12 protein-coding genes are annotated in these 14,308 nt (G+C 64.4%); 4 read left to right on the plus strand and 8 right to left on the minus strand.

All coding sequences use genetic code 11. From position 1 onward, the window contains the following. Window positions 1-102: 102 nt before the first annotated feature. Window positions 103-342: a hypothetical protein gene (locus tag JQ627_RS00490; protein WP_025035676.1), complete on the minus strand. Its 240-nt coding sequence runs from the start codon at window positions 340-342 to the stop codon at window positions 103-105. A gap of 396 nt (window positions 343-738) precedes the next feature. Here JQ627_RS00490 and JQ627_RS00495 point away from each other — a divergent pair, with 396 nt between their 5' ends. From JQ627_RS00495 to JQ627_RS00505, 3 genes are all read left to right on the plus strand, one after another. Then, complete coding sequence (locus JQ627_RS00495) at window positions 739-1,911, plus strand: efflux RND transporter periplasmic adaptor subunit (RefSeq protein WP_212482216.1); 1,173 nt, start codon at window positions 739-741, stop codon at window positions 1,909-1,911. Then, on the plus strand, window positions 1,908-5,054 hold the full coding sequence (locus JQ627_RS00500; protein ID WP_212482217.1) for an efflux RND transporter permease subunit: 3,147 nt from the start codon (window positions 1,908-1,910) through the stop codon (window positions 5,052-5,054). The genes JQ627_RS00495 and JQ627_RS00500 overlap by 4 nt, the downstream gene beginning before the upstream one ends. A 64-nt stretch (window positions 5,055-5,118) precedes the next feature. Then, a complete protein-coding gene (locus JQ627_RS00505) occupies window positions 5,119-5,685 on the plus strand; it encodes an invasion associated locus B family protein (RefSeq protein WP_212482218.1) in 567 nt (188 codons plus the stop codon). Between the two features lie 139 nt (window positions 5,686-5,824). Here JQ627_RS00505 and JQ627_RS00510 read toward each other — a convergent pair whose 3' ends face one another. Then, on the minus strand, window positions 5,825-8,113 hold the full coding sequence (locus tag JQ627_RS00510; protein WP_212482219.1) for an arylsulfatase: 2,289 nt from the start codon (window positions 8,111-8,113) through the stop codon (window positions 5,825-5,827). A 107-nt stretch (window positions 8,114-8,220) separates the two neighbouring features. Between JQ627_RS00510 and JQ627_RS00515 the strand changes: the two genes are divergently transcribed. Further along, a complete protein-coding gene (locus tag JQ627_RS00515) occupies window positions 8,221-8,895 on the plus strand; it encodes a TetR/AcrR family transcriptional regulator (RefSeq protein WP_212482220.1) in 675 nt (224 codons plus the stop codon). Here JQ627_RS00515 and JQ627_RS00520 read toward each other — a convergent pair. From JQ627_RS00520 to JQ627_RS00545, 6 genes are all read right to left on the minus strand, one after another. Beyond that, window positions 8,877-9,596: an ABC transporter ATP-binding protein gene (locus tag JQ627_RS00520; protein ID WP_212482221.1), complete on the minus strand. Its 720-nt coding sequence runs from the start codon at window positions 9,594-9,596 to the stop codon at window positions 8,877-8,879. The two genes, JQ627_RS00515 and JQ627_RS00520, sit on opposite strands and share 19 nt — an antisense overlap. Further along, window positions 9,593-10,360 carry an ABC transporter ATP-binding protein gene (locus JQ627_RS00525; RefSeq protein ID WP_212482222.1) on the minus strand — a complete coding sequence of 256 codons (768 nt, stop codon included), beginning with the start codon at window positions 10,358-10,360 and terminating at the stop codon, window positions 9,593-9,595. The genes JQ627_RS00520 and JQ627_RS00525 overlap by 4 nt, the downstream gene beginning before the upstream one ends. Further along, the gene (locus JQ627_RS00530; protein WP_249142809.1) at window positions 10,350-11,381 is read right to left on the minus strand and encodes a branched-chain amino acid ABC transporter permease; all 1,032 of its coding nucleotides are present in this window, start codon (window positions 11,379-11,381) and stop codon (window positions 10,350-10,352) included. The genes JQ627_RS00525 and JQ627_RS00530 overlap by 11 nt, the downstream gene beginning before the upstream one ends. Beyond that, window positions 11,381-12,244: a branched-chain amino acid ABC transporter permease gene (locus tag JQ627_RS00535; RefSeq protein ID WP_212482223.1), complete on the minus strand. Its 864-nt coding sequence runs from the start codon at window positions 12,242-12,244 to the stop codon at window positions 11,381-11,383. Before JQ627_RS00535 ends, JQ627_RS00530 begins: the two co-directional genes overlap by 1 nt. Before the next feature lie 67 nt (window positions 12,245-12,311). Continuing rightward, window positions 12,312-13,565: an ABC transporter substrate-binding protein gene (locus JQ627_RS00540; RefSeq protein WP_212482224.1), complete on the minus strand. Its 1,254-nt coding sequence runs from the start codon at window positions 13,563-13,565 to the stop codon at window positions 12,312-12,314. Window positions 13,566-13,929: 364 nt separating this feature from the next. Continuing rightward, on the minus strand, window positions 13,930-14,292 hold the full coding sequence (locus JQ627_RS00545) for a DUF1428 domain-containing protein (RefSeq protein ID WP_212482225.1): 363 nt from the start codon (window positions 14,290-14,292) through the stop codon (window positions 13,930-13,932). Window positions 14,293-14,308: the final 16 nt, after the last annotated feature.

The raw sequence follows: 14,308 nt of genomic DNA on the forward strand, positions 1-14,308 counted from the left end.
AAACGATTCTAAACTACAGTTTGAAATCGTTCTAAAATTAGATTGGACTCGTTCTAAAGAGAGCGCAAAAATATCGCACGGTCGTTGGTCTCGCGCACATCATCAATCGCTGCTCGGCGGCTTCATCAGCGAGAACAATTCGTCGACGGTCTTCTGCGCGACTGCGCGCACGCGATCGGTGTTGTCCATGCCGGCGATGTTGACGCCGTTGACGACGGCTTTGATCTCGTCGCGAAAGTCGGTCAGGAATCGCAAGGGATCGCGCTGCTCGTTAGCGACGCGCGCGATCAGTCCCGTGATCAGAATCTGACACGCGATCAGCTTGCCGTTCAGCTCGTCCATCCTGCGCTCCCGTTGTGGCGGGGCCGATATGACCGATGCCGATTTTCCTGACAACCGGAACGCCGCGCTCGCGATTTAGAACCGTTCTCACGAGCGTTAATTCCGACTCGCTTCGCAGCGCGGCCGGGGCGGCCCTGCGGAGCCTCTGCAAGCCGCCCACACCGGTTCCGAGCATTGCCTAAAGTTTGCACGCTGATTGTCCGCGCCGGGAAAATGCAGCACTGCACACCGTAGTGTCACGGAGCTGCCTAGACAGTGCAAAGCTTTCCAATTGTTTAGGATTCCGAACCGATAGTGCTGTTTACACTGGAACTTGGCGTGTATTATACAAGCGCGCTGGAACCCTACGATTGCTCCACAATTCGTAGTTTTGGGTATACGAGCCAACGAGCCGACATGAAAAAATCACGGCCGATCCTCTGGATTCTCATTATCGCGGCCGTGGCCTTGGCGGGTTACTATGGTTGGCAGAAATTCGGCTCCCCCGAGGCCGGAAAAGCCCAGACGGCTCAGAAGGGCCCGCCGCGCCCGCCCGCCATCCCCGTCAGCGTTTCGCCGGTCCAGAAGGCCGACTTCCCGGTTTACCTGACCGGTCTCGGCACGGTTCAGGGCTTCAACACCGTGCAGGTCCGGAGCCGGGTTGACGGCCAGATCGACAAGATCGCCTTCAGCGAAGGCCAGATGGTCAAGCAGGACGACCTTCTGGTCTCGATAGATCCCCGGCCCTATCAAGCCACGCTCGACCAGGCCAAGGCCAAGAAGGCGCAGGACGAGGCGAATCTCGCCAACGCCAACCTCGAGCTCCAGCGCGCCATGAAGCTTGGCGAGTTCGCGACCGCGCAGCGGGTCGACACCCAGCGTTCCACCGTCGCGCAGCTGACCGCCCAGATCGCCGCCGACGAAGCCGCCATCTCCAACGCCCAGACCCAGCTCGACTACACCCAGATCAAGGCGCCGTTCACCGGCGTGGCCGGGCTGCGCCTGGTCGACGTTGGCAACATCGTCAACGCCTCCACGCAGACGGGAATCGTGACGATCTCGCAGGTCGAGCCGATCTCGGTGATCTTCACCGCGCCGGAAGATCAGCTGCCCTACATCAGCGAAGGTCAGAAGGCCGGTGCGCTCAAGGTGATCGCGTTCACCACCGACGGCAAGAAGACGCTGGCCGAGGGCAAGCTCGCGGTCATCAACAACCAGGTCGACACGACCAGCGGGACTATTCGGCTCAAGGCGGTGTTCGACAACAAGGAGCACACGCTGTGGCCGGGCCAGTCGGTTTCGACACGCCTTCTGGTACGCACCCTGAAGGACGCGACAGTGGTTCCGGATGACGCGGTCCAGCATTCGACCAACGGCCTCTACGCCTATACCGTCAATCAGGACAACAAGGCCGAAGTGCACAAGATCAAGGTCAGCTACGCCATCGACGGTCGTTCGGTCGTCGATGAAGGCTTGAGCCCGGGTCAGCAGGTGATCACCGGCGGTCAGTTCAAGGTCCAGCCCGGAAGCCTCGTCTCGACGGCCGTAGCGAGCTCGGATCCAAGCCAGAACAAGGTACGACAGGAATGACCGAGGGCGGGATTTCGGCACCTTTCATCCGTTATCCCATCGGCACCTCGCTGCTGATGGCCGGTATTCTCTTCGTCGGTCTCGTCGCCTATCCCCTGCTGCCGGTCGCGCCGCTGCCCCAGGTGGACTTCCCGACGATCCAGATCACGGCCAATTTGCCGGGCGGCAGCCCCGAGACGATGGCCTCGTCGGTGGCCCAGCCGCTCGAGCGGCAGTTCGCCCAGATCCCCGGCATCGCCCAGATGACCTCAACGAGTTATCTCGGCACCGCCTCGATCACCATCCAGTTCGACCTCAACCGCAGCATCGACGGTGCCGCCAACGACGTGCAGGGCGCCATCAACGCCGCAAGCGGCCAGTTGCCGAAGAACCTGCCCTCGCCGCCGACCTACCGCAAGGTCAACCCGGCCGACGCGCCGATCCTGCTCCTGTCGGCGACATCAGAGACGCTGCCGCTCACCAGCGTCAGCGACGCCGTCGACGCCCAGCTCGCCCAGCAGATCAGCCAGCTCTCGGGCGTCGCGCAGGTCTTCATCGGCGGCCAGCAGAAGCCTTCCATCCGCGTTCAGATCGACCCGGCGAAACTCGTCGCCAAGGGCCTGTCGCTGGAGGACGTGCGCAGCCAGATCGCGATCACCACGGTCGACAGCCCGAAGGGCAATATCGACGGGCCGAAGCGCGCCTACACGATCTACGCCAACGACCAGCTCACCCAGTCCAAGGACTGGAACGACGTCATCATCGCCTACCGCAACGGCGGCCCGTTGCGAATCCGCGACATCGGCCAGGCGGTCAGCGGGCCCGAGGACGCCAAGCAGGCGGCCTGGGCCAACGGCAAGCGCGGCGTGTTCCTGGTCGTGTTCAAGCAGCCGGGCGCCAACGTCATCGAGACCGTCGACCGGATCAAGGCGACCCTGCCTCGCCTCGTGGCAGCGATCCCGCCCGCGATCAAGATCGAGCTCATCAGCGACCGCACCACGACGATCCGCGCCGCGGTCGAGGACGTCCAGTTCACGCTGCTGCTGACCATCGCGCTGGTGGTCATGGTGATCTTCATCTTCCTGCGCAGCTTCTGGGCGACGGTCATCCCCACCATCACGGTTCCACTGGCGCTGTTGGGCGCGTGCGCCCTGATGTGGGTGGCCGGCTATTCGCTCGACAATCTGTCGCTGATGGCGCTCACCATCGCGGTCGGATTCGTCGTCGACGACGCCATCGTGATGCTCGAGAACATCACGCGCTACATCGAGGAAGGCGAATCGCCGATGGCGGCTGCCTTCAAGGGCTCCAAGGAAATCGGCTTCACCATCGTCTCGATCAGCATCTCGCTGGTCGCGGTGCTGATCCCGCTGCTGCTGATGGGCGGCATCATAGGACGCCTGTTCCGCGAGTTCGCCGTCGTGCTGGCGATGACCATCTTCGTCTCGATGTTCGTGTCGCTGACGCTGACGCCAATGATGGCCTCGCGCTTCCTGCGTGCCCATGGCGAGGTGACCCACGGCAAGTTCTACCAGTGGAGCGAACGCGCCTTCGACGGCATGCTGCGCGGCTATGAATACATTCTCGATCATGCCCTGGCCTGGCGCCGCACCACGCTCCTGATCTTCTTCGCCACGCTCGGCCTGTCGGTCTACCTGTTCGTGCTGATCCCGAAGGGCTTCTTCCCGCAGCAGGACGTCGGCCTGATCACCGCGACCTCCGAAGCGTCCCAGGACATCTCCTTCGCCGAGATGCAGCGGCGCCAGGTCGAGCTCGGCAAGATCGTGATGGACGATCCCGACGTCGCCACGATCGCGATGAACATCGGCGGCAGCGGCCGCGCCGGCAACAACGGCAATATGTTCATCACGCTGAAGCCGCGTAACGCACGCAATGCGTCGGCGCAGGAGATCATTGCCCGGCTGCGTCCCAAGCTCGAGAAGGTGTCGGGCGCCCGCCTCTACATGCAGGCGGCCCAGGACGTCCGGCTCGGCGGCCGGCCGACACGCACGCAGTTCGAGTTCACGTTGCAGGATGCCGACCTCGCCGAGCTCAATGACTGGGCGCCAAAGATCCTCGCCAAGATGCAGACGCTGCCGCAACTGCGCGACGTCGCGACCGACCAGCAGACGCAGGGCACCACGGTCCAGCTCAAGATCAACCGCGACACCGCATCGCGCTACGGCATCCAGCCGCAGCTGATCGACGACACGCTGTATGACGCCTTCGGACAACGGCAGGTCACGCAGTATTTCACCCAGCTCAACACCTACAAGGTGATCCTCGAGATCCTGCCGGAGATGCAGGGCAGTCTCGACAGCCTGAACAAGCTCTATCTGAAATCGCCGCTGACCGGCGACCAGGTGCCGCTGTCGACCTTTGCGACCTGGACCACCGATCCGGTCCGCCCGCTTTCGATCAGCCACCAGGGCCAGTTCCCGGCGATCACCATCAGCTTCAATCTCGCGCAAGGCGTCGCGCTCGGCCAGGCCACCGAGGCCGTGCAGAAGGCGATGGTCGATCTCGGCGCGCCGCCGACCCTGAATTCGAGCTTCCAGGGCACCGCGCAGGCGTTCCAGCAGTCGCTCGGCACCGTGCCGCTGCTGATCCTCGCCGCCCTCGTCGTGGTCTATCTGATCCTCGGCATCCTCTACGAGAGCTACATCCACCCGATCACGATTCTATCGACCCTGCCCTCGGCCGGCGTCGGCGCGCTCCTGATCCTGATGGCGGCCGGCTTCGACTTCAGCCTCATTGCATTGATCGGAATCATCCTCCTGATCGGCATCGTGAAGAAGAACGGCATCATGATGGTCGACTTCGCCATCGCTGCCGAGCGCGACGAGCACAAGACGCCGGAGGAATCGATCCGTCAGGCCGCGCTGTTGCGCTTCCGGCCGATCATGATGACGACGATGGCCGCCCTGCTCGGCGGCGTGCCGCTGATGCTCGGCCACGGCACCGGCGCCGAGATCCGCCAGCCGCTCGGCTACGCCATGGTCGGCGGCCTGATCGTCAGCCAGGCGCTGACGCTGTTCACCACCCCCGTGGTCTATCTCTATCTCGACGAGCTCAACAACTGGTTCTCGGGCTGGGGCCGTTCGGGTGACGGCGAAGGTCACGAGGCGCCCGAGCACCGCACCGTCAAGCAGGCCGCCGAGTAAGCTTGCGCCGCGGCTCCCGCGACGCTACAGCGAGGCCCTCGGTTCACGCCAACGCGGTTTCGCCATGTCCATGCAATCCAGACTTGTCGCCCTCGCCGCCGCTCTCCTGTTGTCGACAGGCGGTGTGTATGCCCAGCAGAGCGCCAAGAAGAACTCCGCTGCCCCGGCCGCACAACCTGCGCCTGCCCCGACGCAGCCACAGGCTGACGGTGCTCCGGCGCAACAGGCGGGCTGGGTCGTGCGCTGCACCAGCGTCAGTCGCGACGCGCCGCTCGAATGCGCGATGGAGCAGAACGCGGTGCTGACCAAGACCGGCCAGACCATCGTGCTGATCAACATCCGTATCGCGCCCGAGACCCGCACGCCGGTGGCGCTGCTGCAATTGCCGCTCGGTCTCAACCTTCCCATCGGCGCGAAGCTCCAGGTCGACGAGGGCAAGACGGTCGATCTCCAGATCCAGACCTGCGAGAACCGCGGCTGTTACGCCTCAACGCCGATCGCGGCGGACCTGCTGGGCGCCTTGAGGTCCGGCAAGCAGTTGAAGGTCTCCTTCCAGAACATGGCCAAGGAGACGATCGCGATCCCGATGCCGCTGGGCGATTTCGCGGCGGCCTACGACAAGATCAAGTAGGGGCACACTGTCATCGCCCGCCTGTGCGCAATTGCGCACCGGGGCGGGCGATCCAGTATTCCAGGGACGGCGGTGATTGAACCGAGAGGCCGCGGCGTACTGGATGCCCCGCCTTCGCGGGGCATGACACCGGTTTCCCCTATTGCCGCGCCATCTGCGCGTTGCCGACGGCATCGCCGTCGAGCCTCTGGTCGTTGTGCATGGTGACGGTGACGCGCAACAGTTTCCCCTCGAATTCGAACGGCGCCTCGTAATGCGACACGGGGCTGCCGCGGTCGCGGCCAATGTCGAGGCCGGACCACGAGATCAGCGTGTGGAAGCCGAGCTGGGTCTGGAGCGCCCCCGCCGGCTCGCCGTCGATCAGCAGCGTGTATTCGGTGACACCGGTGCGCGAGCCTTTTGCGGGCGGCTCCTTGCGTACAAGACGTTCGACGTGAACGCCGAGCCGCCGCGCGCCTGACGGCACCTTGCGGTCCGAGCGCACAATCTGGTGGCTGCCGCCGATGTTGAGGTCGTGTACAAGTTGGCCGTCCCTGACGTAGAGGCTGTAGCCCGACGTCGCATCGCCATGCGAGATCAGGACGCCATTTGCACCCGCCTCGTCGATCTCGACATGCGCCTCGATCGTGTAGCTGCGGCTGCGCACATCCGGCGCGACGTCGGTCGGCACGTGGCCCATGCCGGCGTGAAAGACGAAATGGTGACGCGCACCGTGGAAGCGCGCGGCGTTCTCCGCAAAGCGCGGCCCGAAGCGATCGTCGAGCGGCAATACCTTGTGCTTCTCGGCCTCTTCCCACCATGTCGCGATCATCCGGCCGAGCCGCTCCGGCTCCTTTGCGGCGAGATCGTCGGTCTCCGAGAAATCCTCGTCGAGATGAAACAGCTCCCATTTGTCGTTCTCGAAGGGAGTGCCCGAGGGATGGAAGGCGACCGCCTTCCATCCGCCCTGCCAGAGGCCGCGATGGCCGAACATCTCGAAATATTGCGGCGAGCTCTTCGAGGGTGCAGAGGCATCAATGATCGAGCGCGCAAAACTCTCGCCCTCCAGCGGCATCTGCGGGCAACCAGCGATGTTATCCGGCGCCTTTATGCCGATCAGTTCGAGCAGCGTCGGCGTGAGGTCGCAGGCATGCACGAACTGATGCCGCAGCTCGCCCTTGGCCGCGATCCGCTTCGGCCAGTTGATGACGAAGGGATCGCGGATGCCGCCGCCATGGGTGTTCTGCTTGTAGCGCCGCAGCGGCGTGTTCGACGCCATCGCCCAGCCGTGCGGGAAATTGCTGTGCGTATCCGGCCCGCCGATATCGTCGATACGGCTGAGCTTCTCGGCGATCGGCTCCAGCCTGAAGTTGAACGGCCCCATCGCGTTGACGAAGCCGAGCGGCCCGCCCTCCTGGCTCGCGCCGTTGTCGGACATCACGATGATCATGGTGTTGTCGCGAATGCCGGCCGTTTCCAGGAACGAGACAAGCCGTGCAAGATGCCGATCGGAATGATCGAGCATGCCGGCGAAGGCTGCCTGCAGGCGGGTGAAGACGCGGCGCTCGTCGGCCGAATGCTCCTCCCAGGCTTTTACGCCATCGTTACGCGCCGGCATCCGCGTTCCCTCAGGCAACAGCCCCATCGCCTTCTGGCGTGCCAGGCGCCGTTCGCGCTCGACGTCCCAGCCGTGCGCGAATTCGGCGTCGTAGCTCCTGATGATGTCGGCCGGGGCCTGATGCGGCGCATGGCAGGCGCCAAGCGCGACCCAGGTGAGCCAGGGGACGTCAGGACGGTCGGCGACATGGTCGCCGATGAAGCGGATCGACTGGTCGATCAGGTCCTCGGTCAAATGATAGCCGCTCGCGTACGTGCCCGGTGGATCGATATGCGCGTTGTCGGAGACGAGCTCCGGCGCGTACTGGTCAGTCTCGGCGTCGAGGAATCCGTAGAAGCGATCGAAGCCACGGCCGAGCGGCCAGCCGTCGAATGGGCCGGTGGCACCGCTCTCGGTCAGCGGCGTGACGTGCCATTTGCCGACCATGTAGTTGCGATAGCCATGTACGCGCAGCATCTCGGCCAGCGTTCCCGCCTCACGTGCGATCTTGCCGCGGTAGCCGGGATAACCGGAATCGAAATTGGCAAGGCACCCGACGCCGACCGAATGATGGTTGCGCCCGGTCAGCAGCGCGGCGCGCGTGGTCGAGCACATCGCCGTGGTGTGAAATCCTGAGTAGCGCAGCCCTTCCGCGGCGAGCCGGTCGATGGTCGGCGTCTTGATTGCCGAGCCATAGCAGCCGAAATCGGAGAAGCCGACGTCGTCGAACAGCACGACCAGGATGTTCGGCGCCCCCTCGGGCGGCCTTGGCGCATCCGGCCACCAGGGTTTTGACTCCGCGACCGTCTTGCCGATGGTGCCGCGGAACGGCGTGCCGTTGCCTGCGCTCATCTGCTTCTCCCTGTTTGCTGCGCGAACTGCACGGTTGACCCGCGACCTATCCACGCTTAAACTATAATCAGAATTATGATTTTTATTTTGGACGGATGCAAGCACGGATGCGGCCATCACCCCGAGAGCCCGAACCGCGCGATTTCGACCTGCCCGGCGTCACCCCGTCGCGGCAGAAGCGCAGCCGGGAGACGACGCTGGCCCTGCTCCGCGCCGGCGCCGACATGCTGCGCAGCCGCAGCCTTGCCGAGCTCTCGATCGAGGCGCTCTGCACCGAGGTCGGCGCCACCGTCGGCGCCTTCTACAGCCGCTTCGAGAGCAAGGAGGCCTATTTCAACGCGTTGATGGCGCTGGCCGCGCGCGACGGCGAGCAACGGCTCGCCGACATGAGGCGACCGTCGCCGGATACGGACCTCGACAAGCTCTGCCATATCATCGTCAGCGGCATCATCGTCTGGATGCGTAACCACGAGGGCGTGCTGCGCGCCGCGCTTCAGCACGACGACACGCGCCCGGACAAATGGACGCCGTTCAAGGCCCTCGCGAAGGCAACGACTGAACGCGCGACCCCTCTCCTGCTCCCGGCCATGGGCAAGGGGCGCAAGGCCGCCAAGACCCGCACCATCGCCTTCGGCTTCCAGGTCGTGCTGGGCACGCTGGTGAACGCGATCCTCAACGATCCCGGGCCGCTGTCGCTTTCGTCGAAAGAGATGGAGACGCGACTGGCCGGCTGCCTGTTGCTGCTGCTTCAGGCAGACATCAATCAGTCGACCCCGAGATAGGCCTTCTGCACCTGCGGATCCTGCGCGAGCGCCGCGGCCGTGCCGGATAGTACGCTCTTGCCCACCTGGAGCACCGTGGCGAAGTCGGAGACCTCCAGCGCCAGCTCGATCGACTGCTCGGCGAGCAGGATGGTCAGACCCTCGCGATGCAGGCGCCCGAAGGTCTCGTACATGGATTCGACCACCGCCGGCGCGAGGCCGAGCGACGGTTCGTCCAGCATCAACAGCTTCGGATCGCTCATCAACGCGCGGCCGACCGCGAGCATCTGCCGCTCGCCGCCGGACATGGTGCCGGCGCGCTGGTTGCGGCGTTCCTTCAGGCGCGGAAAGATCTCGTAGACACGCTCAAGCAAATTGGCCTGGCGCGACTTGTCGTGCAGCGGCGTCGCGCCGAGTACCAAGTTGTTCTCGACACTCTGCTGCACGAACAGACGCCAGCCCTCCGGCGACAGCGCCAGCCCCTTGCGCACGATCGCAAAGGCCCTCTCGCCCGCGATGTCCTCGCCGCGAAAGCTGATCGATCCGGAATGCACGGGGATGAGACCCGCGATTGCGTTCAGCGTCGTGGTCTTGCCGCCGCCATTGGAGCCCAGCAGGGCGACAACGCTTCCTTCCGGCACCTCCAGCGAGACATCGGAGACGCCGATGAGGTCGCCGTAGCGCACCTCCAAGTGCTCGATCCTGAGCAATGGCCCGCTCATAGGTCCGGTCCGCCCATCAGCTCGACCGGCGTGTGGCCCGCGGCCGCCTTGGCGGCGCGGGTGCCGAGATAGGCGGCGATCACGGCCGGATTGGAGGTGACCTCGCGGGGTGACCCTCGGGCGATCTCCTTGCCCTGGTGAAACACCATCACGCGGCTCGCCAGTGACATGATCACTTCCATGATGTGCTCGACGATGACGAGCGTGATGCCCGAACGGTGGATGTCGCGCACGAGGTCGATGGCGAGCTTCACCTCATGCGCGTTGAGGCCGGCCATGGCCTCGTCGAGCAACAGCACCTTCGGTTCGGTCGCCAGTGCGCGGGCGATCTCCAGCCGCTTGCGGCCGGGCGTACCGAGCGAGCGCGCCGGCGCATCCGCCAGCCGGCTCATGCCGACACGCTCCAGCACCGCGCGCGCCTTGGTCTCGGCCTCCTTGCGATGCGAGGTACGCAGGAAGGCGCCGATCATGACGTTCTCGAGCACCGTCATGCCTTCAAAGGTCTGCGGCACCTGGAAGGTGCGGGCAAGCCCGAGCCCGGCGCGCTGCTCCGGCGTGAAGTCGGTGATGTCACTCCCCTCGAACAGCACACGGCCCGAGGTGGTCTTGAGGTCGCCAGTGAGGCAGTTGAAGAAGGTGGATTTGCCGGCGCCGTTCGGCCCGATCAGGCCGAGGATATCGCCTTGCTCCAGCGTGACGGAGGCATCGTCCACCGCCTTGAAGCTGCCGAACGCCTTTGTGATCCCGCGTGCTTCAAGGAGCATGGCCGGCTCCCGTATCAGTCTTGGACGTATCAGTCTTGGACGTATCAGTCTTGGACGTATCAGTCTTGGACGTGTCAATCTTGGACTTGCTGCGCCCCGTGAACAGGCTGAGCAGGCCGCCCGGCTGGAAACGCGCGATCAGTACGATGATCGCGCCGTAGACCACGAAGGTGAGCCCGGCGCCCTTGCCGCCCAGCCAGCTGTTGGAGATCTCCTCCAGCGGCACGAGGATCGCTGCGCCGACCAGCGGACCGAACAAAAGCCCTGCCCCGCCCAGTGCCGCCATGATCAGGATTTTCACCGAGATCAGGATGCCGAGCCCGGACTCGGGATCGACGAAGCCGAACATCATCGCGTAGAGCGCGCCGGCAACGCTCGTCAGCGCCGCGCTCAGCATGTAGGCATAGAGCTTCGTGCGGCTCGCCGGCGCGCCGAGCGAGCGCGCGGCCCGTTCGGAATCCTTGATCGCGCGCAGGTAAAATCCCATCCGGCTGTTGGCCATCCACCAGGTGATCAGGAGCGTGATCACGAGGACGACGAGAAAGAGATAGTAATACGGCAGCGACGACAGGAACGAGAGATCGAAGATGTTTCGCGGCACAGTCGGGCCGGAGAGACCGACGGCAGCGCCAAGCCATTCGGTATTGGTCACGATCAGCCGTACCGTCTCAGCCACCGCGATCGTTGCCATGCTGAAATAATGGCCGGACAAGCGCAGCGTCGGCACACCGATGATCGCAGCGAGTCCCACCGCCAGCACGATGCCGCCGGGGATTCCGAGCAGCGGCGACAGGCCGAATTTTGCGTAGGAGCCCATCGCGGCATAGGCGCCGCAGCCGAAGAACACGACATGGCCGACGGAGACCTGGCCCGCATAGCCGCCGACGATGTTCCAGGCCGACGCGGCGATGGCATAGAGCAGCACCAGCGCGCCAAGGCGCTGCTGAAACGGCGAGGACAGCAGCAACGGATAGGCAATCGCCACCGCTGCGACGACCAAGAGCCAGATCAGACGGCGCATCACATCTTCCCCATCAGGCCCTGCGGCCGGAACCAGAGGAAGAACAGGAACAGCACGTAGACGACGATGTCCTTGTAGACCGCACCAATGAGATAGCCGGACAGAGATTCGATGACGCCGATCAACAAGCCCGCGACGAGCGCGCCGGGCACGCTGCCGAAGCCGCCGAGGGACACCGTGACGAAGGCGACGATGCCGAGCGTCTCGCCGACCGTCGGTACGATGTAGAAGAAGTTCGCGATCAGTGCGCCGGCAAGACCGGTGGCGCCGGCCGCGATGGCCCAGGCGATCGCCTGCATGGTATCGGGCCTGATGCCCATGAGCTGAGCCGCGGTCTGATCCTCCGCCACTGCCAGCATTTTAGAGCCGAGCGAGGTGCGCGTCAGGAGCAGATGCAGGCCGAACGTCACCAGCAGCGCGACGACGCCGGCCAGCAGCCGCGAAGCTTCGATGCGGAGGCCCGCAAACGCATAGGTGCCGCCGACGATGTTCGGCGGCATCGACAGGAAGTTGGCGCCGAACCACCAGAACACGGAATAGCGCAGCAGCAGCGCGAGCCCGAAGGTGCCGAGGATCTGGGCCAGCATCGGCCCCTTCATGATGTCGCGGATCAGGGCGAAATAGACCACGACGCCGACGGTCGCGAGCACCAGTGTCGCGAGCGGCGCACCTAGGATCGGCCCCCCCCCCATCAGGGTGTAGACGACATAGGCGACGTACATGCCGAGCATGACGAAGTCGCCATGCGCGAAATTGACGATGTTCATCATGCCCCACACCAGCGTGAGGCCTGAGGAAAACAGGGCGTAGACGGCGCCAAGCAGAAGCCCGCCGACAATCACCTGCACGAGTACGAAGGACATGAGCTGCGTTGCTCTGATCAAACCGTTTTGGGAATGGCGGGGCGCGCGGCCCCGCCCTCAGGCAATCTCACCAGCCCTTGTAGGGCAGCACCGGCGCCTTCTCGGCATTGGCTTTCGGCCACACCGAGACATAGTTCTCGCCATCCTGAAGCTGGATGATGGCACCGGACGCGAGGACATTCTGGCCCTTGTCGTCGAACTTCACGCCCTTGTACCCGATCATGAGCTGCTCGGGCTTCAGGTCCGTCGCCTTCAGCGCGGCCTGGATCTTTGCCGGGTCGGTCGAGCCGGCGCGGTCGATGGCCTCGGCCAGCACGAAGAAACCCTGCATCTGCCGGGCGACCGTGTCGTCCATCTCCTCGCCGCTCTTCTTCTTGTACATGTCGGCGATGATGGCGGACGCCGAGCCCGGCGGTCCCACGACCCAGGACGAGCGGTTGAAGACGCCTTGCGAGATCTTGCCGACCGCCTTGGTGAAGGACGGATCGGAGTAGCCGGCATCGTCGGCCAGCAGCACGGCCGGCTTGTAGTCGAGCGACTGCATGGTCTTGGCGAACAGGATCGCATCCGACGTGTAGCTGATCATGATGACGACGTCGGGCTTCTTGTCCTTGAGCTGGAGCACCTGGCCCTGCAAGTCGGTCGCATTGACGGGATAGGCGACGTCGAGCGCGATCGGCCGGCCCTTCTCCTTGAATGCGCCGGCGATCGTGTTGGCGACCGATGTGCCGTATTCGGTGTTGTCATGGACCACCGCGACGCTGTCGGTCTTGGCACCCTGCGCCTTGATGTCGGCGAGGAAGTCGACATAGATTTTGGCGAAATCGGTCGCGATCGGCGTGGTGCGGAAGAACCATTTGAAGCCGCGCTCGGTGAGATTGGCGGCGACCGATTCGGAGTTCAGGAAGGGAACGCCGTATTTCTCGGCGATCGCGCTCGAGGTCAGCGTGACGCCGGACTGGTAGGAGCCGAACACGGCGGCCACCTTCTCTTCCGTGATCAGGCGCAGCGCCTGGTTCTGGCCCGTCGCCGGGTTGCCCTGGTTGTCGGCGAACACAGCCTCGATCTTGGCGCCGCCGAGGCCGGCGAGGCCGGCGTTCTTCGCCAGCGGCAGATTGCCAAGCTCCGGATGGGCGTTGTTGATGATGTCCATGGCGACTTCGAGCGCCGCCTTGGCGTGCGCACCGATCGAGGCGGTGCCTCCGGACATCGGCATGATGACGCCGATCTTGACGACCTTGTCCTGGGCCTGAGCGCCGGGGCCGAGCGCAAGGGACATAGCGGCTGCGCAAAACAGCCTGGTGACGTGTTTGAAATTCATCAAATCAGACCTCCCAAAGGGTTTCCCCGCCAAGGTTTTTTGAAAGCCTTGGGCTAAGCGCCCGCTTCCGTTTGTTTATGCCTGGCGGATCTAGGATGGCATGCCAGCCGGATACCGGCAAGGTGAAACGGACTTGCGCAATGTTGCATGGGAGGCGGCGACCGCGCCGGTGGGGCGGCGTTCAATCTGGCGCCGCCCGGCGCGAAAGCGACAACCGGAACGGCGGACGTCCCCGCGATCCGCAGGGTGGGTTAGCACCGCGACAGCGCGAAGCGCGGTCCGTTGGGGTAACCCACCATAGTTTGTTTCCGCGAACGTGGAAGCGGTGGGTTACGCCGTCGCCAACCCACCCTGCGAGACGCCGTCAGCCGACGACGTCGCTTGCCCGCAGCAGCGTCGTGAAGCCGCCATAGATCATGCGCTTGCCGTCGAAGGGCATGTCGGCGCCCTTGAACCGCTCATCGGCCATCACCTTCTTGTTGACAGCGTCGCGGGTCTCCCGGTCACGGTAGACGATCCAGGAGAACACCACGATCTCGTCCTCCTTCGCGATCACCGCGCGCGGAAACGAAGTCAACTCGCCATAGGGCACGTCGTCGCCGATGCACTCGACGTAATCGAGCGCGCCGTGCTCCATCCACACCGCGCAGGCCGTTCGCGCCAGCGCCTTGTAGGCCTCGATCTTGTCCTTCGGCACGGCCAGCACGAAACCATCGACATAGGGCATCACGGATCTCCTTGGG

Source organism: Bradyrhizobium liaoningense (assembly GCF_018130785.1).
Classification (GTDB): Bacteria; Pseudomonadota; Alphaproteobacteria; order Rhizobiales; family Xanthobacteraceae; genus Bradyrhizobium; species Bradyrhizobium liaoningense_A.

Coding starts and splice junctions, on each gene's coding strand:
- JQ627_RS00490 (WP_025035676.1), bottom strand. CDS start 342: ATGGACGAGCTGAACGGCAAGCTGATCGCGTGTCAGATTCTGATCACG.
- JQ627_RS00495 (WP_212482216.1), top strand. CDS start 739: ATGAAAAAATCACGGCCGATCCTCTGGATTCTCATTATCGCGGCCGTG.
- JQ627_RS00500 (WP_212482217.1), top strand. CDS start 1,908: ATGACCGAGGGCGGGATTTCGGCACCTTTCATCCGTTATCCCATCGGC.
- JQ627_RS00505 (WP_212482218.1), top strand. CDS start 5,119: ATGTCCATGCAATCCAGACTTGTCGCCCTCGCCGCCGCTCTCCTGTTG.
- JQ627_RS00510 (WP_212482219.1), bottom strand. CDS start 8,113: ATGAGCGCAGGCAACGGCACGCCGTTCCGCGGCACCATCGGCAAGACG.
- JQ627_RS00515 (WP_212482220.1), top strand. CDS start 8,221: ATGCGGCCATCACCCCGAGAGCCCGAACCGCGCGATTTCGACCTGCCC.
- JQ627_RS00520 (WP_212482221.1), bottom strand. CDS start 9,596: ATGAGCGGGCCATTGCTCAGGATCGAGCACTTGGAGGTGCGCTACGGC.
- JQ627_RS00525 (WP_212482222.1), bottom strand. CDS start 10,360: ATGCTCCTTGAAGCACGCGGGATCACAAAGGCGTTCGGCAGCTTCAAG.
- JQ627_RS00530 (WP_249142809.1), bottom strand. CDS start 11,381: ATGCGCCGTCTGATCTGGCTCTTGGTCGTCGCAGCGGTGGCGATTGCC.
- JQ627_RS00535 (WP_212482223.1), bottom strand. CDS start 12,244: ATGTCCTTCGTACTCGTGCAGGTGATTGTCGGCGGGCTTCTGCTTGGC.
- JQ627_RS00540 (WP_212482224.1), bottom strand. CDS start 13,565: ATGAATTTCAAACACGTCACCAGGCTGTTTTGCGCAGCCGCTATGTCC.
- JQ627_RS00545 (WP_212482225.1), bottom strand. CDS start 14,292: ATGCCCTATGTCGATGGTTTCGTGCTGGCCGTGCCGAAGGACAAGATC.